The organism is Stappia sp. (genome assembly GCF_048268045.1).
In the GTDB taxonomy this organism is placed as follows: Bacteria; Pseudomonadota; Alphaproteobacteria; order Rhizobiales; family Stappiaceae; genus Stappia.
This window is the reverse complement of sequence record NZ_JBLWWG010000010.1, coordinates 65,867-88,487: the sequence shown is the minus strand read 5'-3', so window position 1 is coordinate 88,487 and position 22,621 is coordinate 65,867. Positions and strand designations below refer to the sequence as shown.

19 protein-coding genes and 2 tRNA genes are annotated in these 22,621 nt (G+C 63.8%); 14 read left to right on the top strand and 7 right to left on the bottom strand.

Features of this window, described 5'->3' with window-relative positions; genetic code table 11:
• Window positions 1–91: 91 nt before the first annotated feature.
• Window positions 92–1,924, bottom strand: a complete 1,833-nt coding sequence (locus tag ACN0WF_RS16005; RefSeq protein ID WP_417773778.1) for a methyl-accepting chemotaxis protein — start codon at window positions 1,922–1,924, stop codon at window positions 92–94.
• 292 nt (window positions 1,925–2,216) lie between these two features.
• On the opposite strand from ACN0WF_RS16005, the gene ACN0WF_RS16000 reads away from it, so the two are divergent.
• Window positions 2,217–3,701, top strand: coding sequence for a helicase HerA domain-containing protein (locus tag ACN0WF_RS16000; RefSeq protein ID WP_417773777.1), 1,485 nt, complete (start codon window positions 2,217–2,219; stop codon window positions 3,699–3,701).
• Window positions 3,702–3,731: 30 nt separating this feature from the next.
• On the opposite strand, the gene ACN0WF_RS15995 is transcribed toward ACN0WF_RS16000, so the two are convergent.
• Together ACN0WF_RS15995 and ACN0WF_RS15990 are read right to left on the bottom strand one after the other, a co-directional pair.
• The gene (locus tag ACN0WF_RS15995) at window positions 3,732–3,932 is read right to left on the bottom strand and encodes a hypothetical protein (protein WP_417773776.1); all 201 of its coding nucleotides are present in this window, start codon (window positions 3,930–3,932) and stop codon (window positions 3,732–3,734) included.
• On the bottom strand, window positions 3,929–4,501 hold the full coding sequence (locus tag ACN0WF_RS15990) for an Lrp/AsnC family transcriptional regulator (RefSeq protein ID WP_417773775.1): 573 nt from the start codon (window positions 4,499–4,501) through the stop codon (window positions 3,929–3,931). The genes ACN0WF_RS15995 and ACN0WF_RS15990 overlap by 4 nt, the downstream gene beginning before the upstream one ends.
• Before the next feature lie 351 nt (window positions 4,502–4,852).
• On the opposite strand from ACN0WF_RS15990, the gene ACN0WF_RS15985 reads away from it, so the two are divergent.
• The gene (locus tag ACN0WF_RS15985; RefSeq protein ID WP_417773774.1) at window positions 4,853–6,130 is read left to right on the top strand and encodes an APC family permease; all 1,278 of its coding nucleotides are present in this window, start codon (window positions 4,853–4,855) and stop codon (window positions 6,128–6,130) included.
• Window positions 6,131–6,250: 120 nt separating this feature from the next.
• Window positions 6,251–7,381, top strand: a complete 1,131-nt coding sequence (locus ACN0WF_RS15980; RefSeq protein ID WP_417773773.1) for a calcium:proton antiporter — start codon at window positions 6,251–6,253, stop codon at window positions 7,379–7,381.
• 67 nt (window positions 7,382–7,448) lie between these two features.
• Here ACN0WF_RS15980 and ACN0WF_RS15975 read toward each other — a convergent pair whose 3' ends face one another.
• Window positions 7,449–8,624 (bottom strand): NnrS family protein, encoded by a 1,176-nt coding sequence (locus ACN0WF_RS15975; protein ID WP_417773772.1) that lies wholly within the window; start codon window positions 8,622–8,624, stop codon window positions 7,449–7,451.
• A gap of 156 nt (window positions 8,625–8,780) precedes the next feature.
• Between ACN0WF_RS15975 and ACN0WF_RS15970 the strand changes: the two genes are divergently transcribed.
• On the top strand, window positions 8,781–9,011 hold the full coding sequence (locus ACN0WF_RS15970; protein WP_417773771.1) for a DUF1858 domain-containing protein: 231 nt from the start codon (window positions 8,781–8,783) through the stop codon (window positions 9,009–9,011).
• Window positions 9,012–9,122: 111 nt separating this feature from the next.
• Window positions 9,123–9,437, top strand: a complete 315-nt coding sequence (locus tag ACN0WF_RS15965; RefSeq protein ID WP_417773770.1) for a DMT family transporter — start codon at window positions 9,123–9,125, stop codon at window positions 9,435–9,437.
• A 25-nt stretch (window positions 9,438–9,462) separates the two neighbouring features.
• On the opposite strand, the gene ACN0WF_RS15960 is transcribed toward ACN0WF_RS15965, so the two are convergent.
• Entirely contained in the window at window positions 9,463–10,164 is a 702-nt protein-coding gene (locus ACN0WF_RS15960; RefSeq protein WP_417773769.1) for a Crp/Fnr family transcriptional regulator, read from the bottom strand.
• Window positions 10,165–10,332: 168 nt separating this feature from the next.
• On the opposite strand from ACN0WF_RS15960, the gene nirK reads away from it, so the two are divergent.
• From nirK to ACN0WF_RS15935, 5 genes are all read left to right on the top strand, one after another.
• A complete protein-coding gene (gene nirK / locus ACN0WF_RS15955; RefSeq protein ID WP_417773768.1) occupies window positions 10,333–11,454 on the top strand; it encodes a copper-containing nitrite reductase in 1,122 nt (373 codons plus the stop codon).
• A 75-nt stretch (window positions 11,455–11,529) separates the two neighbouring features.
• Window positions 11,530–12,363, top strand: coding sequence for an SUMF1/EgtB/PvdO family nonheme iron enzyme (locus ACN0WF_RS15950; protein ID WP_417773767.1), 834 nt, complete (start codon window positions 11,530–11,532; stop codon window positions 12,361–12,363).
• Window positions 12,364–12,540: 177 nt separating this feature from the next.
• Window positions 12,541–14,055 carry a cytochrome c oxidase accessory protein CcoG gene (ccoG, locus tag ACN0WF_RS15945; RefSeq protein ID WP_417773766.1) on the top strand — a complete coding sequence of 505 codons (1,515 nt, stop codon included), beginning with the start codon at window positions 12,541–12,543 and terminating at the stop codon, window positions 14,053–14,055.
• 132 nt (window positions 14,056–14,187) lie between these two features.
• Entirely contained in the window at window positions 14,188–14,625 is a 438-nt protein-coding gene (locus ACN0WF_RS15940) for a pseudoazurin (protein WP_417773765.1), read from the top strand.
• A gap of 117 nt (window positions 14,626–14,742) precedes the next feature.
• Window positions 14,743–15,945: an NnrS family protein gene (locus tag ACN0WF_RS15935; protein WP_417773764.1), complete on the top strand. Its 1,203-nt coding sequence runs from the start codon at window positions 14,743–14,745 to the stop codon at window positions 15,943–15,945.
• Between the two features lie 48 nt (window positions 15,946–15,993).
• Here the strand turns inward: ACN0WF_RS15935 and ACN0WF_RS15930 are convergent, their stop codons facing one another.
• On the bottom strand, window positions 15,994–16,488 hold the full coding sequence (locus tag ACN0WF_RS15930; protein WP_417773763.1) for an Rrf2 family transcriptional regulator: 495 nt from the start codon (window positions 16,486–16,488) through the stop codon (window positions 15,994–15,996).
• Window positions 16,489–16,589: 101 nt separating this feature from the next.
• Here ACN0WF_RS15930 and ACN0WF_RS15925 point away from each other — a divergent pair, with 101 nt between their 5' ends.
• On the top strand, window positions 16,590–17,054 hold the full coding sequence (locus ACN0WF_RS15925; RefSeq protein WP_417773762.1) for a carboxymuconolactone decarboxylase family protein: 465 nt from the start codon (window positions 16,590–16,592) through the stop codon (window positions 17,052–17,054).
• Between the two features lie 477 nt (window positions 17,055–17,531).
• On the opposite strand, the gene ACN0WF_RS15920 is transcribed toward ACN0WF_RS15925, so the two are convergent.
• A tRNA-Pro gene (locus tag ACN0WF_RS15920) sits at window positions 17,532–17,608 on the bottom strand.
• A 240-nt stretch (window positions 17,609–17,848) separates the two neighbouring features.
• Between ACN0WF_RS15920 and ACN0WF_RS15915 the strand changes: the two genes are divergently transcribed.
• From ACN0WF_RS15915 to ACN0WF_RS15905, 3 genes are all read left to right on the top strand, one after another.
• A tRNA-Gln gene (locus tag ACN0WF_RS15915) sits at window positions 17,849–17,923 on the top strand.
• Between the two features lie 431 nt (window positions 17,924–18,354).
• Window positions 18,355–19,725: a protoglobin domain-containing protein gene (locus ACN0WF_RS15910; RefSeq protein WP_417773761.1), complete on the top strand. Its 1,371-nt coding sequence runs from the start codon at window positions 18,355–18,357 to the stop codon at window positions 19,723–19,725.
• A 705-nt stretch (window positions 19,726–20,430) separates the two neighbouring features.
• Window positions 20,431–22,557: a BTAD domain-containing putative transcriptional regulator gene (locus tag ACN0WF_RS15905; RefSeq protein WP_417773760.1), complete on the top strand. Its 2,127-nt coding sequence runs from the start codon at window positions 20,431–20,433 to the stop codon at window positions 22,555–22,557.
• Window positions 22,558–22,621 lie beyond the last annotated feature (64 nt).

The window sequence follows — 22,621 nt, the reverse complement described above, 5'->3', positions numbered from 1 at the left end:
GGCCTCTGAAAACAGATTGATGATTTCGAATGTGAAGACAAAGCGCAAGTCGCAAAAGCGACGAGCCTCTTGCGCGCCTGACACGGGGTTCTCAGCCTGCGGCTGCCCGGACAGGTGCGGTGGTCGCATGGGCGCAACCCCTGCCGTGCGCGTGAGACGACGACGGCTTGCGCCGGTCGTCCGCGACACCGCCGGCTGCGAACATCTGCGAAAGGGCTGCCAGCGCGGTCAGCACGTCGCGGCTTGCCTTGTCGAGGTCGTGGAGATGCGCGGCGGTTTCTTGCGCGTTGCCGGCGGCATGAGACTCAAGAGCGGCCTTTGCCGCCAGGTGCACGCGCTGGTGCGGATCCTGGATCGCCTTGTAAGCGGGGTGGCGACGCACCGCTTCGCTGTCGATGGAAGCATACCACTTGCCGAATCGGCAGGCGTGATGATCGGGCACGTCGCCGGCCGACCAGTCGTCGCGTCCGATGACCGTGTCGATCACGCGCTTCTTGAACAGCACGTGATCGATTTTCGCCATCTCGCACATGGACCTGTTCGAGCTGTCGTTGAACCACTTCTGCGCATCCTGGGCGAAGCGGTCGTTGCTCTGCTGCAGCGTCGTGCTCATCTCGACGAGTTGCCGGTCGTTCTCCGCCGCGAGATCGGCGACGCCATTGATGCTCTCGGCGATCTCCTGGCTGGAGTGCTTCTGCTGCTGCAGGATCTGGGAGATTTCCTTCATGCGCTCGGACACTTCGCCGATCTGCGAGCTGATCGTATGCATGCGTTCGTTGGCGCCCTCGATCGTCTTCTGGCCGCGCGTCACCGCCTCGCTCGAGCTGGCGATGGCTTGCTGCGTGGTCGTCATGCCTGCTCGCAGCGCGCCGATGCGCTGGGTGATGTCCTCGGTCGCCCGTGCTGTCTGCGACGCCAGCGTCTTGACTTCACTGGCGACAACGGCGAAGCCCCGGCCGGCCTCGCCCGCGCGCGCTGCCTCGATGGTCGCGTTCAGCGCCAGCAGGTTCGTCTGGCTGGCGATGCTCTCGATCACAGACAGGAATTCCCCGATCTGCTCGGAGGCCTGCTGCAGGTCGGCGAGGTTGTTCGCGCTTTCCTTGGCTGTCGCGGCAATGTCGCTCATGCACTGCGAAACGTCGTCCATTGCGCTCAGGCCGTGGGCCACCGCCTCGTTGGTAGCGTCGGCCTGGTGCGCGGCGCTGTCGCTGTTGGCGGCGATCTGTTCGACGGAGGTGACGAGTTCCGTCGCCGCGGCCGAGATCGCCTGGCCACTCTCGCGGGCGCGCTTGGTGTTGCGAGAGAAGGACGCCATGCCGATCGCAACATCGTTGATATCGGAGACCGTGCCAGCGAGGCTGCGCAGTGCGGTGAGCTGGTTTTCCTGCCGGTTTTCCTCGGCCTGCTGCTGCAGAACGCCGGTCTCATAGGCGTCGTAGGACACGATCATGTCGACGAAGATGCGTCCGATCAGAACCTGGAGCGCGGCGGCAAGCCGGCCAGGCTGAAGCGGGTAGGCGCCGGCGAGCGCGGGAATCGCATCGACGAGAAGCCGTCCGTACGCGGCAAGATACCATTTCGGCTCGAGGCCGATGCGCACATGCGCCTCACCCACCAGCTTCGAGCGGTCCGCCGTGCTGCGGCCCAGCTTATTGGTGAAGATGTGGTCCCAATGGTCGACCTGCGCGGACTTCAGGCGCGGAACGGCCTTGCTGACATCGCCGAGCTTCTCGCGAAGCTCCTCGTTTTTGGTGATCGCGCCGTAGAAGGCGTCGAGAATCTGCGGGAGAGCCGGGCGCACCTTCTGCCAGACCGCCTTGCTTTCCGCCGTGTTCCGCCCCTCGATACCGAGAAAATGCTCAATCTCCCTGGAAAGGGCCTCGAACGAGGAAGAGGAGGGGTTTTCGGCGGGGGAGGTGGTCATTTCGGCATCTTCCATAATTGCGCTGTGCCTCCGGCTTATCGGTAGACGCGTAAACGACAGGCTAACAAAGCGATTAAAGGTTTGTGACGTAAGGGTAATTTGTCGATGGGGCACCCTCTCCGCGTCCTACTGCCAAAGCGGTGTGGCAGTTGCCTGCGGACTTGCATCCGCCGCCTCAAAAGGGGAAAACGTGTGCGGCCTCCTTGCCCCGCGAGGACGCGGTTTCGCTGCGCCCCGCTTTGTGGCACTCAGAGGCCACCACCGCCATCCAAGCACGAGATCAGCCGAGCGAATGACAGTCACGATCGACATGGGAGAGCTTATGGGTGCGGGAATGTCCGGCCCGTGCTGCTTCGATCTCGAGGAACTGCTCGCGACCCGACTGCTCGTCCAGGGCAATTCCGGTTCTGGCAAGTCCCACCTGCTGCGGCGGTTGCTTGAGCAGAGCGCGGCCTGGGTGCAGCAGGTGATCGTCGATCCGGAAGGGGACTTCGTCACCTTGTCCGACCGCTTCGGCCATGTGGTCGTCGACGCGGCGGCGAGCGAGCGCGACCTTGCGGTCATCGCGGCGCGCGTTCGTGCGCATCGAGTGTCTGTCGTGCTCAATCTCGAGGGTCTCGACCCCGACCGCCAGATGAAGGCGGCGGCGGTGTTCCTCAACGCTCTTTTCGAGGCGGACCGCGACCATTGGTACCCGGTACTCGTGGTCGTGGACGAGGCGCAGCTCTTCGCACCCGCAGCTTCCGGCGACACGGGTGAGGACGCCCGCCGCGTCTCGCTCGGGGCCATGACCAACCTCATGTGTCGTGGCCGCAAGCGCGGGTTGGCCGGCGTCATCGCCACCCAGCGGCTGGCGAAGCTGGCCAAGAACGTTGCCGCCGAAGCCTCCAACTTCCTCATGGGGCGGACGTTTCTCGACATCGACATGGCGCGCGCTGCAGACCTTCTCGGCATGGAGAAGCGTCAGGCGGAAGCCTTCCGCAATCTCGACCGGGGTCATTTCGTCGCCCTCGGTCCGGCGGTATCGCGCCGGCCAACGCAGGTCCGCATCGGCGTGGTCGAGACCGTCGGCCGGGGAGGTGGGCCGAAGCTGACACCGCTTCCGCAGGGGCGGCCGGAGGAACTGCAGGACCTGCTCTTCCAGCCGGCGTCCCATGTCGAGCGGACGGAGGCCGAGCGGCCGCCCGTTCAGGAGACCGTCCCCGCATCCGAGGTGCTTGAGCGGCTGACCCGGCAGGCCACGGCGCGCGAGGCGCTTGAAACGGCTGCGCCGAGGGATGATGCTGCGCTCGACCAGGCGGTCGATGCGATCATCGCGGAACTTCTCGGCGATCCCGAAGCGGCCTTCCAGCCGGTCGCGGCGCTCTACCAGGATTTTCAGGTCCGCTGCCGGATTGCCCGGCTGCCGGGCAGGCCGCCGGATCTGGCGGCTTTCCGCCAGCGGGTGGCGCTGGCTCGGGCCGGCGTTGAGGCGACCGATCTCGATCCCGAGGTGTGGGCCAACGCGGAGACGGTCGCGGCAAGCCTGCCTGAGGAGATGCGCGGCGTCTACCTTCTGCTTGCGCGCTCGGCGTTGAAGGGGGAGCCCTGCCCATCGGACCAGGACATCGCGACAGCCTATGGAACGCGGTCGCCCGGGCGTGCGCGCTGGCTTCTCACCCATATGGAAGAGCAGGGATTTATCGTCTGCGCCAACGACCTGCGCGGCAACCGCATCGTCACGCTGATCGATCTAGACTGCCAGACGGCAGCTCATGGCACCCGTGCATTGCTCTGAGGGCAGGCACCGGGTCGTCGGGGCCCCTTGCTACTGGACGGAGTGGCGCGTGACGCGCGGCACGGCGTCGGTGGGAATTGCCGCGACCACCTCAAGCGAGGCCTTCATGCCGTTCTGCTGCATGTAGTCACCGATCAGGCTGAGCGCCTGGTCGACATCCCCTTCGAAGATGCAGCGATTGATCTCGGTGGAGATGAGGACGAAGGAATTCGCTTTCGTTTCTGTCTTCACATTACGCCCTCCGGCATTGCGTGGATCGTGCGATCCGCTTCTTCGTCCTCGGCCACGACACTTGCCATTCCGCTTGCCGCGGGCGTTGTGCGGTGTCGCCATTGGCGCAGGATCATCGCCGTCGACAGCGATTGCACTTCCGGATGCCTGGCCAGCCGGTCGCGAACCTCCTCCAGCGTGCCGTCGGGAGCGCAGCGGACGAGCAATGTCATGTCGGTTTCGCCTGCAATCGACCAGGCGCCGATAATCTCCGGCCAGGAGCGAACGGTGTCATAGACCGTCTTGCAAAACGGGCGTTTCAACTTCAGGTGGAAGAACGCAGTCTCACCCTCGGAGCCTCCGGCGGTGCGCCCGGCGACCGCATCTGCGAGCTTGATGGTGAACGTCTCGATGACGCCCTTCTCCAGCAGGCGATCAATGCGGTTCTTGACGGTCATGCGCGACACATCAAGCAGCCCGGCAAGCTCGGTGTAGGACCGGCGGGCATCTTCCTCAAGCAGATGAAGCAGTTTCCTGTCGAGGGGGGACAGTACGATGTCCGCACGGGCATTTCCGTTGGATCCGGTCATGTTGCTTCCCGATATGCAACCGATACGCGAATTTTTTCGCATTTCGATAGCTATTTGTCAAATCGCAAGATATCGCCTTTCGGTTTGTCTGACTATCCAGAGAGCAGGGCTTTTGCGATTGCGTTGAGGACGCGAGAGGGAGACGCGACCGGGTTCGCCGCAGCGGAAGTCCGCTGTCCGATGGGGTCTGGGCGCTTCATGTCTGGCAAGCGGCGGCCGTTCCCGCAAGTTCGGCAATACAGCCCGAGCGACCGGGAAAGGCCGTTGCGCCGCGCGGATTGTTCGCGAAGGGGACTGCGCGCGCCCGTTCAGACGCTCGCGGCCCGCACGCAATGCGAGAATGAGGCAGGAATGTCCGGACTTCGCCATCCCCTGACAGTTCCCCGGGGCATCGCCTTGATGATGAACATCGTCATCGGCGCGGGACTTCTCGCGCTGCCGGGCCTGGCCGTGCGGCAGGCGGGTGACCATGCGTTCCTGGGTTGGGTGCTCTGCGCGCTGGCCTCGCTGCCCTTGCTGGGCGCCTTTATCCTCCTCGGCCGGCGCTATCCGAACGCCGGTGGCATCGCCCATTATGCCGATGTGGGCTTCGGCCGGCGCGGCTATGTCGCCGCCTCCTTCCTGCTGTTGGGTGCCGTCCTGTTCGGCTTGCCGTCCATTGCGTTAACGGGCGGGCATTATCTGGCGGCGCTCACAGGCCTGCCGCCCTATGCGACGGGCCTGATGCTTCTCGCCTGCGCAACGCTCCTGCATCTCGCCCCCAGCGAAGCGGTCTCGCGGGTCAACTCCGTGATGGCGGTGACGATCACGCTGGCAGTGGTCGGTCTGGCCATCGCCGGTCTTGCCTTCGCCGGGGCAGCGGCGGATGGCGGCGCGCAGGGCGGCGTCGGTCCCCTGATCCCGGAGGAAATCAGCCTTTCGCGCGCCGCAGCGCCCTTCATGATGCTGTTCTTCGCCTTCACTGGCTGGGAGATCGCGGCGAACACGGCCGAGGAATTCCGCAATCCTCGGCGGGATTTTCCACTGGCGATGCTCGCCTCCTACGCCGTGACAGTGGCGCTCTATCTCGCCATTGCCTACCTCGCGCAGCGGCTGGACCTCGGTGGGCGCTACGAGACGGCCTTTGCCACCATCGCTCGGGCAAGCCTGGGCGCGGCCGGAGAGACCGCGGTGGCGCTTCTCGCGGGCACGATCATCCTGGCCAATCTCGCCGGAGCGATATGGGCGGTCTCGCGCCTTGTCTTTTCCCTTAGCCGCGAGGGCGTTCTGCCGGAGGTCTTCGCCCGGACGCGGGGCGGCTCGCCCTGGGTGGCGGTCATGACGACCGCGCTGGCGCTTGCCGCGGTGATCGGCGCCAGCGGCGCGGGGCTCTTCCGGCTCGACTGGATGCTGGCGCTTTCGGGCCAGAACTTCCTGATCCTTTACGGCGTCGCTGCGATGGCGCTGTTCCGGGTCGGACGCAATCTCCTGGAAAGGATGCTGGCCGTCGGCGTCGGCCTGCTGGCCCTTGCTCTCGTGCTGGCACAGGGGCTCGCGATTGCCTATCCGCTCGCTTTGGTCGCGCTTGGCATCCTCGTCGCGGAATTGCGCGCCGGACGCCTTGCGCCCTCATCCGCGCCCTTGCCCTGAGGACGGGCTTTCGCCGCGAAAGACCAGCGGGCAGGCAGACCTTTACAGTTTCGTCATGCCGCATGGCTAAAGCTCGCTCTTTAAGGGCCGTAACGGCGCGCGGATTCAGGAAGGGGCTCCATGACTGGCGAAAGCAGCGGCACGACCAAGGCGGTGGCGGGCGCGCCAGGGCATCCGGTCGCCACCTGGAAAGGACTGGCAAGCCTTGCTCTTGCCTTCGTGCTGGTCGCTGTCGAGCAGTTGCACCTCGTCGCAGAGGAGAGCGTATTCTTCATCGTTCCTGCCGTTCCGCTGCTGATCATCTCCGTCTTCGGGGCGGTGCATTATGCCGAGATTGTCTCGGCGCGGTTCGGACAGCCTTTCGGTTCCATCGTGCTTGCCACCGCGGTGACGGTGATCGAGGTCTCGCTGATCATTTCGATGATGATGGCGCCCTCCGAGGGAGATACGACAATTGCTCGCGACACCGTCTTCGCGACGCTGATGCTTGTCCTCAACGGCATCATCGGTCTCAGCCTGCTCATTGGCGGCATCCGGCACAAGGAGCAGCTCTTCCGAAGCCACGGCGCGATTGCCGCCTTCAGCGTGCTCGGCGCGCTTGCGGTGCTCGCTCTTGCGCTGCCGAATTACACGACGGCGGTCGCCGGGCCGTTCTACTCGCCGGTACAGCTCATCTTCGTGGCTGTCGTTTCGGCGATCCTCTATGCCACCTTCCTGTTCGCCCAGACCGTGCGCCACCGTGCCGATTTCGTCGATATGGACGACGAGATACTCGAAGGTACGCATATGCCGACCAAAAGGCAGGCGGTCCTGAGCGGGGTGTTGTTGGTGATCGCGCTCGTCGCCGTCATTCTGCTGGCGGAAGCGCTGGCGCCGGGTATTGAGCATGGAGTTGCAAGCATCGGTTTCGCCGATGCCTTTGTCGGCGTCATCATCGCCGCCATCGTGCTGTTGCCCGAGGCGCTCACGGCTCTGCGAGCCGCCGCGGACAACCGGCTGCAGACCAGCCTCAACGTTTCCACCGGATCCGCGTTGGCCAGCATCGGCCTGTCGATCCCGGCGATCGCCATCGCGTCGCTTGTAACGCACAAGAACCTGACGCTGGGCCTCGATACGGAGCACGTCCTGTTTCTGGCGCTGACGCTCTTCATCGGCACGCTGACGCTTGCAAGCGGTCGCACGACGATCGTCCAGGGGGCTGTGCATCTGGTAATCTTCGGCAGCTTCCTGCTCGTCGCTGCCGTTCCGTGACGCCGCTTCCGGGCGGATACGCGGCATAGGTCTTCTTGCTCAGTCACCTCGCTCTGTGGCGCTTGGGTCATTGCCTTCGGCCGCGCGCGAGTGCGAGCGCAAAGAGGAGGAAGGCAACGCTCCACACGGTTGCCCCGGCGATCAGCAGAACCGGCATGTGCTCGGGGAGCAGCGGCGCCGCGACACGTAGCGTTGCACCCAGATTGACCGCGACGAGAGCAATGGCGGCAAGTCGCCCGCTGGCCTTGCCGCCAGGACCCCGGTGCACGGCAAGGCGGGACATCACCGCGAGCGTCATGCAGCCGATGGCTCCTGCCGTCATGGCATGGAGTGCCGCGTCCGGCGGCGCGAGCGACAGCGGCTCGGCCGCGGCTCCGGCAAGCAGGGTGCCGGCCACAAGCCAGGCATAGCCGGCGTGCAGCGCCAGAATATCGGCCCTGCGAAGCAGCCACCCCCGCCAACGCGCGAGGCGCAGGGCCTGGAGCAGGCCGGCGATGGTCATGGTGGCCGCCGAGGCGGGGCTGAGCGGCGAGGCGACCCACACCGCGAGCGCTTGGCTTGCGATCAGCAGGACGATCACGTCGAACCGGCCGTAGGGCACGGGCACACGGTCTGCGCAGCGTCCCGCAAGGCTGTTGCGTGTCAGGCTCGGCACCAGCCGACCGCCGACGGCAGAGATCAGCAGCATCGCGACCGCCACACCGCCCCTGGCGAAAAGTGCTGCGACCTCGGGATCGAACGCGAACACGCGGTGCGCCGCCGCCGCCGCCGCAATGACGGGAAACAACGCCAGTCCGTGGCGGGATTGCCCGGGCCGGCGATGGCGCGCTTCGCGCCAGAGCACCGCGGCAACCGCGAGGGGAAACAGGCTCTCGGCAACAATGGCTGGAACAAGCGGGCTTGCGAGCGGAACCAGCCGGCCAAGCGCCCAGAGCAGCACAAGCCCCGCAAGAGGCAGTCCCTGGGTCGGCAGCTTGCCGGACCAGTTGGGCGTGGCTGCAAGCAGGTAGCCGGCCATGATCGGAGGAACAAAGCCAAAAACCATCTCGTGAGCGTGCCATATGGCGGCCGGCATGCCGGCGATGGTCGCAATGCCGGTCAGGTAGATCCAGATCCAAAGAGGAATGGCTGCTGCGGCAAACAGCGAAGCGGCGGCGAAAAGCGGACGAAATGCGACCGCGAACCACCACCCGCCGATGTTTGCGCGTGTTTCCTGTCCGCGTCGGAAGGTGGCGGTTGCCATCAGGGCTCTCCCGGTTGGCGCGGGACACTGCGCCCGCGCGGATCTTCGAAAGGTCCCGTTTAGCCCGCCCGATGGCTGTCTTCGTTGCGCGGGGACAAAGAACGGCAGAGAAAACGGGTGTAGCGATGGAGCCTGCAAGCTGCGAGGAGCATTCGAATGGTCAGGAAAAATCTGCTGCCGATCGGCGCTGAAACCATCGTTGGCGAGCTCATGGCAACGCACAGCGCGACGATCGCCGTCTTTCTAAGTCACCGCATGATGTGCGTCGGCTGCCCGGTCGCGCGTCTTCACGACCTCGAAGAGGCCTGCCGCGAGCACGGTGTCGCGCTCCCCCGGTTCATCGAGGATCTCAACCTGGCGATGGCGCGAGGGGAGGGTGCCCTCTGAGGCGTCGTCACCTCTTGCCAGGCGGTGAAGGGTGGTTTATCTGCTGGCGGAGAGGACGACCTCCACCCATGGTGGGTATAGCGCTCGGGACGGCCCGCATACGGGGATGCTATGTCCTGGGGTCTTCTGTTCGTTGCTGGCCTGCTCGAGGTCGTCTGGGCCTATGCGATGAAGCAATCGCAAGGGTTCACCCATCTTCCCTCCACCTTGGTCATGATCGTTGCGATGCTGGGCTCGTTCGGCCTGCTCGCGCTTGCGATGCGCGATCTCCCGCTCGGCACCGCCTATATGGTCTGGACGGGCATTGGAGCCGTGGGCGCCTTCTGCGTCGGCGTGTTGTTTTTGGGCGAGGCAATCTCGCCGCAGCGTGTCGTGGCTGCCCTGCTCATTATTGCCGGCATCGTGACGATGAAGCTGTCGCACTAGGGGAGCCGCAGGGCGCTCCGCCCCGCTAGGTCTGACGTTCTGCGATCATGAAAAGCTTGTGAGCATCGCACACGACAACCTTCTTGCGCGCGCTGGAGACGAGGCCCTTGCCCTCCCAGGCTGTCATTACCCGGCTGACGGTGTGTAATGTCGTTCCGGTCATCTCGGCAATGTCCTGCCGGGTTACCGGAAAATCGATCAGGATGCCGTCCTCGGTTTTCCGCCCGGCCTGATTGACGAGCCTCAGGAGCGCATGCGCGACGCGTCGCTCGACTTCCTCCGTCGAGAGTTCGCGAATGCGGGTGTGGGCGTCCTGCAGTCTCTGACCCACCGTCTGCAGCGCGTTCATCGCGAGCACGGGGCTTCTGGCGATGAAGCTGTCCCACTGGCTCGACGGCCAGACCAGCGCGATGCTGTCCGTGACCGCAAGCGCTGTCGCTGGATAATCCGTGCGCCGCATCGCCTTGGCGATGCCGAAGATATCGCCGGGGCTGACGTGGCGGACCACCACCTGCTGGCCGTTCGGTGTCGTCTGCACGACCTTGAGTCTGCCGTGCAGTAGCGCGAAGAACTCCTTCGCCTCAAATCCCTGCTCGAAGACAGAGGCGCCGGGCGCGAAGCGTCGCGACACGGCCATCGCCAGAACAGCGTCGAGATCTTCCTCGCCCATCGATTGGAAGATCGTGAGGTCGCGGATCAGCGAGCGGTCGAGATTCCCTTGCGGCATGTGTAATCTCCCGTAAGGGTTCCTTGCAGTTTCTGTTCCCGGCAACGGCACTTCCTGAGAAATCCGGGCCGAATGTCGATCTTGTTTGCGTTTTCTCAAATAGGGAAACCGCGACGTGGTGTTCAGTCGTGGCGTCGATAACGACCGACGACACGAAAGGACACAGCCATGATCACCCGCCGCACCGCACTCATCGGCACCGCCGCAGCTGCACTTCTGGCTGCCACCCCGGTTGTCGCCGAGGAGGCTCGGACAGTCAGCTACACCGGCCCGGACAAGAGCGCCGACACGCTCGAGCATGTCAAGGCCAAGCTCCTGCGTCCGCCGTTCGTCATGGAGCATGATCAGGTTGCGACAGGCGCTCCGAAAGTGGTCGAGTTCACCATGACCATTGAGGAAAAGACGGTTGTCGTCGACGACGAAGGCACGACCTTCCAGGCCATGACCTTCGATGGATCGATGCCCGGTCCCACCATGGTGGTGCACGAGGGCGACTATGTCCAGCTGACGCTGATCAATCCCGAAGCCAACTCGATGCCGCACAACATCGATTTCCACGCCGCCACAGGCGCTCTGGGTGGCGCGCAACTGACGCTCGTCAATCCGGGCGAACAGGCGACGCTGCGCTTCAAGGCGACCCGCACCGGCACCTTTGTCTATCACTGCGCCCCTCCGGGCATGGTTCCCTGGCATGTGGTCAGCGGCATGAGCGGCGCTCTGATGGTACTGCCGCGCGACGGGCTCAAGGACGGCGACGGCAACCCGGTCCGCTATGACCGCATCTATACCATCGGCGAGTTCGACCTCTATATCCCGCGGGACGAGGACGGCAACTACAAGACCTATGAGAGCGCTGGCGATGCTTTCGCCGATACCATCGAGGTGATGCGTGGCCTGATCCCGACCCATGTCGTCTTCAACGGCGCCAAGGGATCGCTGACCGGCGACAACGCGATGAAGGCGAAGGTCGGCGAGACGGTGCTCTTCATCCACAGCACTGCCAACCGGGACACCCGTCCGCACCTGATCGGTGGCCATGGCGACTGGGTCTGGGAGAACGGCAAGTTCGCCAACCTCCCGCAGCGTGATCAGGAGACCTGGTTCGTGCGCGGCGGCAGCGCGGCAGCGGCGCTCTACACCTTCCTGCAGCCGGGCATCTACGCCTATGTCAACCACAACCTGATCGAGGCGGCCGAACTCGGCGCGACGGGGCATGTCACGGTCGAGGGCGACTGGGACGACGACCTGATGACACAGATCAGCGCACCCGGTCCGATTGTTGTCCAGTGAGGTGGTGGTTGGTCAATTGAAGGCAGGGCTGCCCCGCGGTGGGGCGGCCCAACCCTCCGCGAAAGGCGTCCTGCCATGGAACCGCGTTTCATTCGAACACTTGCCTGCCTGTTGGTATCCATCGCGCCCGTGACAACGTTGGCCGGTGAGATTGAGCTCCCCGAGCGCGTGCGCATCGAGGGTGTGCGGGTTGAATACAGGCAGCCGGGCGAGTTCCTGAAGGGCGAGAGAGCGGTCAATGGCGCCCTCGTCACGCTGGTGGCGGATGAGCCGTTCGAGATCATGAAGCGGCAGGTAACTGCGGGAGAGTACCGGCTTTGCGTCGAGGATGGGGCGTGTGTCGCGCTCGCTTCCGACCAGGCAGCGGACCTGCCGGTCGTCGGTGTGAACTGGGACGATGCGGTCGCCTACGCTGAATGGCTGAGCCGCAGGACCGGCGATCGCTGGCGCTTGCCGAGCGATGTCGAATGGGCGCTTGCCGCCGGATCGCGCTTTTCCGACGACGCGTTCCAGGGTGTTGACGATCCTGCCAACCCCGCTCTCCGGTGGTTGCAGGAATATCAGGAAGAGGCGGCCCGGGCACGTGCGCCCAACCCTCATCCCCGTCCGCTCGGCAGTTTTGGCGTCAATGAGAACGGCCTCTACGACCTGTCCGGAAACGTCTGGGAATGGACAAGTACCTGCTATGTGCGAACCCGCATCGACCCGCAAACCGGCGCAATGACGAGCCACGAGAACTGCGGCGCACGGATCGCGGAGGGGAGCCACCGCGCCTATATGACGGCGTTCATCCGCGACCCGAAGGCCGGGGCCTGCTCGGTCGGCATTCCGCCCTCGAACCTCGGCATCCGTCTGGTGCGCGAGGAGCAGGGTGCCTTCAGTCGCCTGCGTAGCTGGATCGGGCTTTGAGGCATCGCCTCCGCCGGCGGTGCGCCGGATCGCTTTTCAGTTTGTTCCAGCACAAAGAAGTGGCGGCGAACGTTTCCTAGTGTGGTCTCCAGCACTTTTGGAGACCGGTGCCCCCCGTTTTACCACCGGTCCCCGTCGCGGCCCTCCTTGCGGACGGCTCCGGCCGTGGAGACCTGAATGACCTATATCCCCGCAGACTTCCTGAAATCCGAAGCCGTGACCGCCACGCTGCCGGCCGCGTCACCGACTGCGGCGGCGAGGCCGACGCGTCGCAGAAAGCCGATTGTGCGCCCGCCCGCCCAGACGGGCGAGCCGGTGGTGCCGCAGTCGGTGTCCGGTTTCTATCGGCGCCTCAAGTGGGTGATGGTCGTCCTGTGCCTTGCGGTCTACTACACCGTGCCGTTCCTGCGCTGGGATCGCGGGGCGGAGCTTCCGGGGCAGGCGGTGTTGTTCGACCTCGCGCATGTTCGCTTCTTCCTCTTCGCTCTCGAGATCCGCCCGCAGGAGCTCTACTATCTGACGGCGGTTCTGGTCGCCGCGACGATCATGCTGGTGCTCACCAACGTGATCGCCGGACGTATCTGGTGTGGCTATTTTTGCCCGCAGACGGTTTGGACGGACCTTTACTTGCTGACGGAGCGCTGGCTCGAGGGCGACCGCCGGGAGCAACTTCGGCAGATGCATCTGCCGATGACTGTCGGCCGGGTCCTTCGCAAGAGCCTCAAGCATGTGATCTGGCTTGCCATCGGCATCGGCACGGGTGGAGCCTTCGTGCTTTATTTTGTCGATGCGCCGACATTCATCTCCCAGGCGCTTGCGGGCGAGGCCTCGGTCGCCGCCTATGGTGCCATTCTCACGTTGACGCTCACGACCTATGCACTGGCCGGCTTCGCGCGCGAGAAGATGTGCACCTACATGTGCCCTTGGCCCCGCCTGCAGGGCGCCGTCTGGGATGAGGATGCCTTCGTCGTCGCTTACCGCGACTATCGCGGTGAAGAGCGGATGTCGGTCAAGAAGGCGGCTGCCGCACGCGCTCTTGGCGAGCCGGCCGGCGATTGCGTTGACTGCATGGCTTGCGTCCAAGTCTGTCCGATGGGCATCGACATTCGCGAGGGACCGAATCTCGCCTGCATCAACTGCGGACTGTGTGTCGATGCCTGCGACTCCACCATGTCGAAGGTCGGCCGCGAGCGCGGGCTCATCGACTATGAAGCCTGGACCAACATCGAGCGCGGCCGCTCCGGTTCGGCGCGCAAGCCCGTCCGCTTGGTCAGGCCCAAGATCGTAGCCCTCACGGTGGCGCTGGTCGCGATCCTCGCGACGGTTGTTGTTTCCGTCTCGACCCGCTCGACGATCTCGATGACGGTCGCGCACGAGCGCAATCCCATCGCCGTGGCATTGTCGGAGGGGCGCATTCGCAACGCCTATGAGGTTCGCCTGTCGCGTGTCTCGCAGGGTTCGGGCGGGCTTCGTCTCGAGGTGAATGGACAGGCGCCGCTGGTGCTCGGCGTGGTCGGTGAAGGCAAGTTCGACGACGGGATCGCGGTGATCCCGCTTGAGGCGGGCCAGTCACGCCAGCTTCGCGTCACCGTCGCGGGAACTCCCGACCTCGCGGGTGACCTAACGTTTGCCCTGATTGACGAGGCGAGCGGTGACCGCGTCGAGATCGTCAACTTCTTCAAGCTGCCCTGATCTTTCAAGTCGCCCCGAGTTTGCGCTCGCACAACGTTCGCAAAGGCGCGGGGCGCTAGACAGAAAGGGACGGGGCTTTGCGAGCCCGCCCCCGCGGGAAAGTCCCCCGGAAACCAAATTCGGAGCAGGAAGATGAACAGGATCAGGATTTTCACCCTTGCGCTCGCCACCGGTCTCGTCGCGATGATGGGCGTGGCTCAGGCTGCGGAGCACGAAGTGAAGATGCTCAACAAGGGGGCGACGGGCGTCATGGTTTTTGAACCCGACCTCCTTCAGATCGCCCCTGGGGACACGGTTCGCTTCGTGTCGACCAATCCGGGTCACAACGCCGAGACGATCAAGGGCATGATCCCGCAAGGCGCGGAGCCCTTTGCCGGCAAGATGAGCAAGGATGTGACGGTGACCTTCGACACCCCGGGGGTCTACGGCATCAAGTGCAAGCCACATTTCGCCATGGGTATGGTGGCGGCGGTCGTCGTCGGCGAGCCGGTCAATCTCGCCGAGGTAAAGGCGGTTAAGAACCCCGGCCGGGCAGGCAAGAAGTTCGAGACCCTGCTCGGCGGTCTTTGATCCTTCGGCAAGGGCCGGGCGCATGAGCCCGGTCCTTCCGCTGAAGGCGGCAGTGACGGGCATTTCGCCACGCCTGCCGTCTTGTTCCACTCCACGAAACGCTCGAGGCATCACCCAATGTCGCAGGCCCTCCCGCACGCCGACCGTGCTGCCTTCCCTTTCGCCGATGCCTATTGGCTCTCCGGCGGCTTCCGGCCGTTCTTCTTTCTCGGAGCCATCGCAATGGTCGCGAGCATACTGGTGTGGCTCCCGGTATTTTCCGGCAGTCTTGAAGTGCCAACCCGCTTCCTGCCGGTCGAATGGCATGTCCATACGCTGCTTTTCGGCGGAGTTTCGGCAATCATCGCGGGATTTGCGCTCACGGCGGTCAGCAACTGGACGGGACGGCCGTTGGTAAGCGGAGGCTTGCTGTTCGCGCTCGTTGTTCTGTGGGTGATCGGCCGCGTCGCCGTCTCGACGTCCGCTCTGCTCGGCCCCTGGCTTGCTGCGGCCCTCGACATGCTTTTCCCGCTGGCACTGGTCTTTGTGTTTGCACGCGAGGTGATCGCCGGAGGGAACTATCGCAACCTGCGCATTGTCGCTCTGGTCGCGGTCTTTGGCCTGACAAATGCCTGCTTCCATCTGGAAAGCGCGCTTGCCGGCGCCGCCGATCATTCACTCCGCGCGGCCGTGGCCGTCGTGCTGGCCATGATCATGCTTGTGGGTGGCCGGATCATTCCGGCTTTCACGCGAAACTGGCTGATGATGCGTGGCAGCGACCGGCTTCCCGCGCCCTTTTCGCGCGTTGATGGCAGTGCCATGCTTATGTCCGTCATTGCCCTGGTAAGCTGGATCGCCTGGCCGGAGGCGGGCGCAACCGGCGTACTTCTTGTCCTCGCAGGCCTTGCAAACAGCGTGCGCGTTGCTCGCTGGCGTGGCCTTGCCACCCGCAGCGAGCCGCTGCTCTTCGTGCTGCACGCGGCCTATGCCACGATTCCCGCCGGCTTCCTGCTGGTCGGAGCCGGCGTGCTCGGCGTTGCCGCGATCGACCCCTTGGCCATGGTGCATGTGTGGACAGCCGGTACGGTGGGCATGATGACGCTTGCGGTCATGACACGCGCAAGCCGGGGACACTCCGGCAGGGGACTTGTCGCCGGGCGGCTGGAGCTGGCGATCTTTGTGCTGGTTTTCGCAGGCGCGCTCGCCCGTGTGCTCGCCGGTTTTGTCCCGCAGGAGGCGATGCCTCTGTTTCACGGCGCGGCCGGCTGCTGGTCGCTCGCCTATCTGCTCTTCGCGGCAGGCTATTTCCCCATGCTTTTCCTGCGCCCGCGCCACCGCTGAACCGCAAGGCGACAGCTTGGAAAAGGGGAGGGGCGAAAGCGGGAGAGCTTAACGCTGCGCGTTTTGTACGAAAGCGGAGATGGCTTCCTTGTTGCGTTCGTCAATCAATGTCTCCCCGTCACGCACCAGATCGGCGAGCGTTTGAACACGAAGGGCGTCCCGCCAGGCGTCTTCCGCCGCCAGCATGCGAGATTTGATGAAGCAGTCTGTTTTGTACGCGCAAGGGTCCTTGGTCTGTTCAGGGCCACGACGCCGGATTTCACGACAAAGGAAGGCGGGTTCACGACCGTCAATGGCTTCCACTATGTCGAGCAACGTGATGCTCGCCGGTGCGCGCGACAGCCGATAGCCGCCACGCGGACCCGGCAACGCCCTGATCACTCCGGCTGCCGTCAGGGCGCGAAGGTGCTTGAGCAGGTAGGTCTCCGAGACGCCGTGAAGTTCGGCCAGGCTCTTGCCGGGCAGAACTTTTCCGTCCGGCAGGCCGGTGAGCACCAACGCGCAGTGCAACGCAGCCTCGACCCCATCGCTCAATCGCCTCATTCAGTTTCTCCCACCTTCCGCGGATCATGAGGGTTGCATCCGCTAATCATGGATATAATATATCCATGATTAGCGGTAAGCCGATATCTGAAGGACCTGTCATGCAACCCAGACTCAACATCGCGCAACTCGCCCCCGAACTCTACCGCGCCGTCGCGCAGTTGGATGGGGTGGTGAAGAAATCCGGCATCAGCAGTCGCTTGCTGCATCTGGTCAAGCTGCGCGCCTCGCAGATCAACGGATGCGCGTTCTGCGTCGATCTGCACGTCAAGGAAGCTCTCGCGGACGGGCTGGATCCGCAAACGCTGCATCTGGTGTCGGTCTGGCGTGAATCTCCCTTTTTCGACAACAGGGACCGCGCCGCGCTGGAATGGACCGAAAGCGTCACGTTGATTGCCCAAACGGGTGTCCCGAACGCTGCATTCGATGCAGTTCGCTCCGTTTTCTCCGAGACCGAAGTCGCGCAGCTGACCATAGCCATAGGCACGATAAACATCTGGAACCGAATTGCGGTCAGTGCTCGGCTTGTGCACCCGGTTCCCGAGGAAGCGCAGCTTGAGGCGTGACAGGAGGGCGAGGGATAGGTCCGGGCTGAGATGTCGTGAGAGCCAGGGCAAGGGGCTGGGGGCAAGCTTGGCTGCTGAAGACATTTGACCGCGATTGCACGCGCGGAGGGGGCAATGTTCTGCTCGCGCCGGGAAAACCTGCTTTTCGTAGTCTCGCCTGCAATGGCATGATTGTTGGGTGCAGCTCCCCGCCGACGGTACGAAGTTAAAAATCATCGTTGTCGGCAAGGATCTTTGTGCGGGCAAGAATTCGCGCGGCAGGTTCCGCAGGATTCGGCGGGCCAGCGTTAGGGTCGCCGAAAAATACCCAAACAAGGGTCGTGAGCCGTGTTTCTTGATATGGGGGGGCAGCGATCTACGCTGACTGGCAAGAGGACCTAGGGTGCGTGACCTCCAGGAACCGTATCAGCGATGGTGTGTTTCTGCTGGGACGACAGGAGGTCCACTTACAGTGCACAACTAGATGTCTTCAAATAATGGTCGGAGTGGCAGGATTTGAACCTGCGACCCCCTCGTCCCGAACGAGGTGCGCTACCAGGCTGCGCTACACTCCGACATTTTCAGAAAACCTGCCGTGTCGAGCGTCGCCGCCGCAGGCATTTCGTCTGTGTGGCGGGTTATTAGCACCATGATTTTGCGACTGCAAGCCCGACGTTGCCTCGAAATTGAATCAGCCTGTGGATGACAGGCGTTGCCGCCGGTAGGTGCTTGTTCGCGCCGTCGGGGAAGGTGGCCATGACAATGCCGTGCTTGCGTCTCCGATGGCTGCTGGCTATACAGGCGACCGCAAACGGTGGGGCGTCGCCAAGTGGTAAGGCAACGGTTTTTGGTACCGTCATGCGCAGGTTCGAATCCTGCCGCCCCAGCCAGTTTCCGAGCGCTGCCTCGGCCGGAGTTTCCACCAATGGCTTTGCCGGCAGCGCGCCCTTAATTCCGTTTTATTGCGACATGAATTCGCTGTTGCAGATTTCCTGCTGCGATTGCAGGAGCTTTCTTTCATATTTAAATGAATATTTTCGGTAAATTGCGTAAGTCTGCGGGTTTTTGATTTTCTGTGTCAGTATTCATTTTTCGGGGGTATCCTGGAACGCAGCGGCAGTGCGGCCTTTGGGGAGATTTTCGCGTGGGAATTTTGGGTCTCGCTTTTATGCATTTGATTTCAAAGGATTATTTTGATCTTCGTGCGATTGGTTGTTGTGGTTTGTTTTTTAAAAACCCTACGGAAGGGCTGGCAAAAATTAGTCGAATCTCAAGAAATATAGGGGAAACTTGTTTTCGGAATTGAATAGAGGCCCCCCAGATGTCGAAAACAGAAATTGAGCAAGTCGGGCGTCGCGTCTCCTTTGCCTGCATTACCGATGAAACCAGAGACTGCCTTCGCGCGCTCTGGCCTGTGGTGGAAGCGCATCTGGACGACATTTTGCGTCGCTTTTACAAGCACGTCATGTCCGAGCCTGCGTTGAAGAATCTGGTCGGCAGCCGACAAGCCTCGCTGGAGAGCGCGCAGAAAGCCCATTGGGGGCGTCTGTTTCACGCCGCGTTCGACCAGGAATATGTCGACAGCATCAACCGGATCGGGCGGGCTCACGTCCGTATCGGCCTCGAGCCGCGCTGGTACATCGCCGGCTATCAGTTTGTCCTGAACGAACTTGTCGCGATCGTGGTGCGAAAGTACCGCTTGTCGCCGAAGCGCCTGACGGTGACGATCCAGGCGATGAACCGTGCGGTCATGCTCGATCTCGACTATGCGATCTCCACCTATCAAGAGATTCTGATGGAGGCGCAGGAGAACCGGACCAAGACCCTGAAGGAAGCTGTCGACCGCTTCCAGGTCAAGGTGGATGGTGCGCTGCAGGCCGTCGGCAATACCGCCGATCAGGTCGGCGCCGGCGCCGGAAATCTGAAGGCTGTGGCAAACGCCGCGTCGGAGGAGGCCCTGTCCGCCTCTGCGGTGTCCGAGCAGACCAGTTGCAACGTCCAGACGGTTGCGGCCGCGGCCGAGGAACTGGCCAGCTCGATCGTCGAGATCGCGCGTCAGATCTCCGGAGCTTCCGACGTTGCCCGCCGCGCCACCGGAATCACGGACAACGCCTCTTCCGAGGTCGGCCTGCTCTCGGTCACCGCCCAGAAGATCGGCGATGTGATCGGCCTGATCCAGGCGATTGCCGAGCAGACCAACCTGCTGGCGCTGAACGCCACCATCGAGGCGGCGCGCGCCGGCGAGGCGGGGCGCGGTTTCGCCATCGTCGCGCAGGAGGTGAAGCAGCTGGCCGGCCAGACTTCCAAGGCAACCGAGGACATCGCCAAGCAGGTGTCGGAGGTGCAGGCCGCGACGACGCGCGCGGTTGCCACCATCGGGTCGATTGCCTCGACTGTGGGCGAGATCGACAGTCTTACCGCTGCAATTGCAGCCGCGGTCGAGGAGCAGGGTGCGGCGACGCGCGAGATCTCGATCAACGTGCAGCAGGCGGCCCAGGGAACCTCCACTCTCAACCGAAATGTCTCGAGTGTGAGCGATGCGATCGAGAAGACGGAGGGTGCGGCCACAAGCTTCCTTGTGGTCTCGTCCGACCTTCAGGGGCACGCCAAGTCCATCACCAAGGATATCCGCGACTTCTTCTCCGATATTCGACGGTTGCAGGGCGAGGACACGAAAGTGCACGTGGCCTGAGGCGATTGCCCGGGGCAGTCAGTTCGACAAAAAAGACCACCCGCCGCGAGTATCGCGTGCGGGTGGCCGATCCTTCTGAATTTCCTCCCAAAAGCATCTACTGAAAACCCGTTGCCCGTCGAATGCGCAATTACAGCGCCGCGTCGTCGGGCGATTCTGCTCCCCACAATTCTGGCGGCTTGCTCCCTACCCAAAGCGATGAAGGGCATTTTCCGCAAGCCCCCCCGTTCCAGCCTCTTGTGCTGGTGGCGGGAAAAACGGGCCGGGGGAAATTCCCCGGCCCAGTTGGGTCACGTGTGAGCTGAAACCGAAAAGGCTTCCAAAGCTCGCCGTGCATCGAAACGGACGCCTCTCAGCGAGGCCGGCCTCGACCTTGCCGTTTCGATGGCACCTGTGCGGGGTTGGCCGAGCGGCCGACCCAAGAACGCGTCGTTCCTCCTGAAGGAGAAGGCAACGAACTGATTCATATGTCTTTTATGACTGCGGGGCCGGTCTCCCCACGGTCGCATAGGCGCTTGTAGTCGATACCGATTGCAACAATTGCTTGTTATTCGGATGCAACACCAATTAGCGTTATCTGTCCGTGATTTTCTCAGCCTTGGGTGGAAGGTCGCATTTGGCAGGTGCGCCGCCGGACCGGGATGAGGCAACGTCGACCGGGTGTTCCAGGCTCGCGGCGAATTACGGGCGGCGGGGGGAAATAGCTTGGAAGACCGGCGAACCAGACGCGCGCAGGGCGCGCCGTCGCGCTCTGAAACCGCTCGCAGTGGGCCGGTGCTCGATGTCGTCGTGCTTGGCGCTCCCCGGTTTGCCGTTGACGGAATTCCGGTCACCTTCCGCTCGCGCAAGGCCGAGGGGCTGCTGGCGCGCCTGTGCCTGTCGCCGGACGGCCACTTGCCGCGAGAAGCCGCAGCCAATCTGTTCTGGGAAGACAGTTCGGAGCACCACGCGCGGTCCTCGCTGCGTCAGACGCTGCTGATCCTCCGGCGCAATCTCGAAACCCTTGGTTTCGACGGACTGTCGAGTGACAAGCAGGCGATCGCCGTCGACCTGGCGCGGGTCAGAACGGACGTCGATGTCCTGCTCAAGCCGGGAGACAGGTTGCCTCCGCGCCTGCTGCACGAGCGGCGGCTGTCCGAGCGGTTGTTCGAGGGAGGGGAGGTGCTGGCGGAACCGTTCACCGCATGGCTGCGGGTGCGGCGACAACAGTTGCACGACGAGTTGCGCGGCCTGCTGGAACCTCGCATCGCGGCGGTCGACGGCGACTTGAGTCGGGTCGAGGATGCGGCCCTCGCGCTTCTCAATCTGGATCCGACTCACGAACCGGCCTGCCGTGCCTTCATCAGGGCGCGTGCCGCGAACGGGGACTATGCGACGGCGCTTCGCGCCTACGAAGACCTCTGGAATGTCCTGGAGGAGGAATTCGACACCCAACCCTCCAGCGAGACCCAGGCACTGATCGTCGAGATTAAGCTCGGGCGCTTCCCCGAACACTTCGATCTTGCGTCGGAGGCGACCGCCTCCGGGCAGCCGGGGTTCGCGGAGGCTCCCGCCGCCGCGCCTCTTCCTCCTGCGCGGCCGGCTGGCCGGTCTTCCGCCGGCCGTAGCGCTGACGGGCATCTTGTCGTGGTGGTCGATCCGGTGAGCGCGGTGATGCGCGCCGGCGGCGACGGACCGCTCGCGGAGGTTTTCCGCTACGACCTCGTTGCCCGCCTCCTTCGCTTTCGCGAGTGGACGGTGATCGACACGGTGGATGACGAGTTGGAACGCTCGAGCATCCCTGTCTACCGCATCGGCGTCGCCGCCATGCGCGCCGAGGACCGGGCTGCCTATACGGTGACCGTGAAGAACCACAGGACGGGGCACTATGTCTGGGGGCGGACTTCGGAAGTGCCTCTTGATGTCCTGATGTCGCGCCAGCTTTCGCTGCTCGGCGAGATCGCCATGGCCACCAATGCCCATATCTCGGCCGAGCGGCTTCAGGAACTGGCAAACCTGCCGGACGCGGAACTCGATGTTTACGACCGGCTGCTTCGCGGGCGCGGACTGCTGAATTCCATGCGTATCGAGGATTCGCTGCGTGCCGAGGCGGTCTTCAGCGCGTTGATCGAGGAACATCCGCGCTACGCTCCGGCTTACTCGGGCCTCGCCCAGGTTATCAATGCACGTCACCTGGTGTTTCCGGGCACGAGCTACTCCCATCGCTCGTTGGAGCGCGCGAGCGCACTTGCGGGAACCGCGCTCGGCCTCGATCCGTTCGATTGCCGCGCCCATTCCTGTTTTTCCTGGAGCGCCGCCTTGCAACGCCGGTTCGGCATTGCCGAACGCCATCACCGAAAGGCGCTCGATCTGAACGACAGCGACCCCTGGGTCGCATTGTCCGCTGCCTATGGCCTGGCCTGCAACGGGCATTCGGCGGAGGCGCTCAGCACCGCGCTTCGGGTGCGCGACCGCGGGCTTCCCTTTTCTCCGCTGCAGTGGAACCTCTTCGCGGGAACGATGGTCTTGTGCGGGGAGGGGGCTGCGGCTGTGCGGGCCCAGGAAAAGGCGCATGGCGCCTGTCTCATCGGCGATGCCTGGCATCTGGCCGCGCTGGTCATGACGGGCGGCGTCGAGGGCGCGCGGCAGCAGGGGGAGCGCCTGTGCAAGCGTATCCGCGATCGATGGGTGCTGCCGAGCCGGCCGGAGAACGCGGATATCTTTCGTTGGATCGGAAACTGTCTTCCCATCGGTTCGCCCGAGGTCTGGGCGTCCCTGCGCGACAATCTCGCCCGGGCAGGTATCGTTCTTCCCGATGATCTCGCCCCAACGGATCCGCGGCAGCAGCCGTGAGGCGCCGCTTGGCGCCGGCGCGCCGCACCGGGGCGGTGCGTATGGTGAGAACTACCATTGCCTG

What these genes read in the sequence shown, in the direction of transcription:
- ACN0WF_RS15965 (WP_417773770.1), top strand. Translation starts at nt 9,123, where the DNA reads ATGTCCTGGGGTCTTCTGTTCGTTGCTGGCCTGCTCGAGGTCGTCTGG.
- ACN0WF_RS16000 (WP_417773777.1), top strand. Translation starts at nt 2,217, where the DNA reads ATGACAGTCACGATCGACATGGGAGAGCTTATGGGTGCGGGAATGTCC.
- ccoG (WP_417773766.1), top strand. Translation starts at nt 12,541, where the DNA reads ATGACCTATATCCCCGCAGACTTCCTGAAATCCGAAGCCGTGACCGCC.
- ACN0WF_RS15985 (WP_417773774.1), top strand. Translation starts at nt 4,853, where the DNA reads ATGTCCGGACTTCGCCATCCCCTGACAGTTCCCCGGGGCATCGCCTTG.
- ACN0WF_RS15970 (WP_417773771.1), top strand. Translation starts at nt 8,781, where the DNA reads ATGGTCAGGAAAAATCTGCTGCCGATCGGCGCTGAAACCATCGTTGGC.
- ACN0WF_RS15990 (WP_417773775.1), bottom strand. Translation starts at nt 4,501, where the DNA reads ATGACCGGATCCAACGGAAATGCCCGTGCGGACATCGTACTGTCCCCC.
- ACN0WF_RS15940 (WP_417773765.1), top strand. Translation starts at nt 14,188, where the DNA reads ATGAACAGGATCAGGATTTTCACCCTTGCGCTCGCCACCGGTCTCGTC.
- ACN0WF_RS15950 (WP_417773767.1), top strand. Translation starts at nt 11,530, where the DNA reads ATGGAACCGCGTTTCATTCGAACACTTGCCTGCCTGTTGGTATCCATC.
- ACN0WF_RS15935 (WP_417773764.1), top strand. Translation starts at nt 14,743, where the DNA reads ATGTCGCAGGCCCTCCCGCACGCCGACCGTGCTGCCTTCCCTTTCGCC.
- ACN0WF_RS15980 (WP_417773773.1), top strand. Translation starts at nt 6,251, where the DNA reads ATGACTGGCGAAAGCAGCGGCACGACCAAGGCGGTGGCGGGCGCGCCA.
- ACN0WF_RS15910 (WP_417773761.1), top strand. Translation starts at nt 18,355, where the DNA reads ATGTCGAAAACAGAAATTGAGCAAGTCGGGCGTCGCGTCTCCTTTGCC.
- ACN0WF_RS15975 (WP_417773772.1), bottom strand. Translation starts at nt 8,624, where the DNA reads ATGGCAACCGCCACCTTCCGACGCGGACAGGAAACACGCGCAAACATC.
- ACN0WF_RS16005 (WP_417773778.1), bottom strand. Translation starts at nt 1,924, where the DNA reads ATGACCACCTCCCCCGCCGAAAACCCCTCCTCTTCCTCGTTCGAGGCC.
- nirK (WP_417773768.1), top strand. Translation starts at nt 10,333, where the DNA reads ATGATCACCCGCCGCACCGCACTCATCGGCACCGCCGCAGCTGCACTT.
- ACN0WF_RS15925 (WP_417773762.1), top strand. Translation starts at nt 16,590, where the DNA reads ATGCAACCCAGACTCAACATCGCGCAACTCGCCCCCGAACTCTACCGC.
- ACN0WF_RS15930 (WP_417773763.1), bottom strand. Translation starts at nt 16,488, where the DNA reads ATGAGGCGATTGAGCGATGGGGTCGAGGCTGCGTTGCACTGCGCGTTG.
- ACN0WF_RS15960 (WP_417773769.1), bottom strand. Translation starts at nt 10,164, where the DNA reads ATGCCGCAAGGGAATCTCGACCGCTCGCTGATCCGCGACCTCACGATC.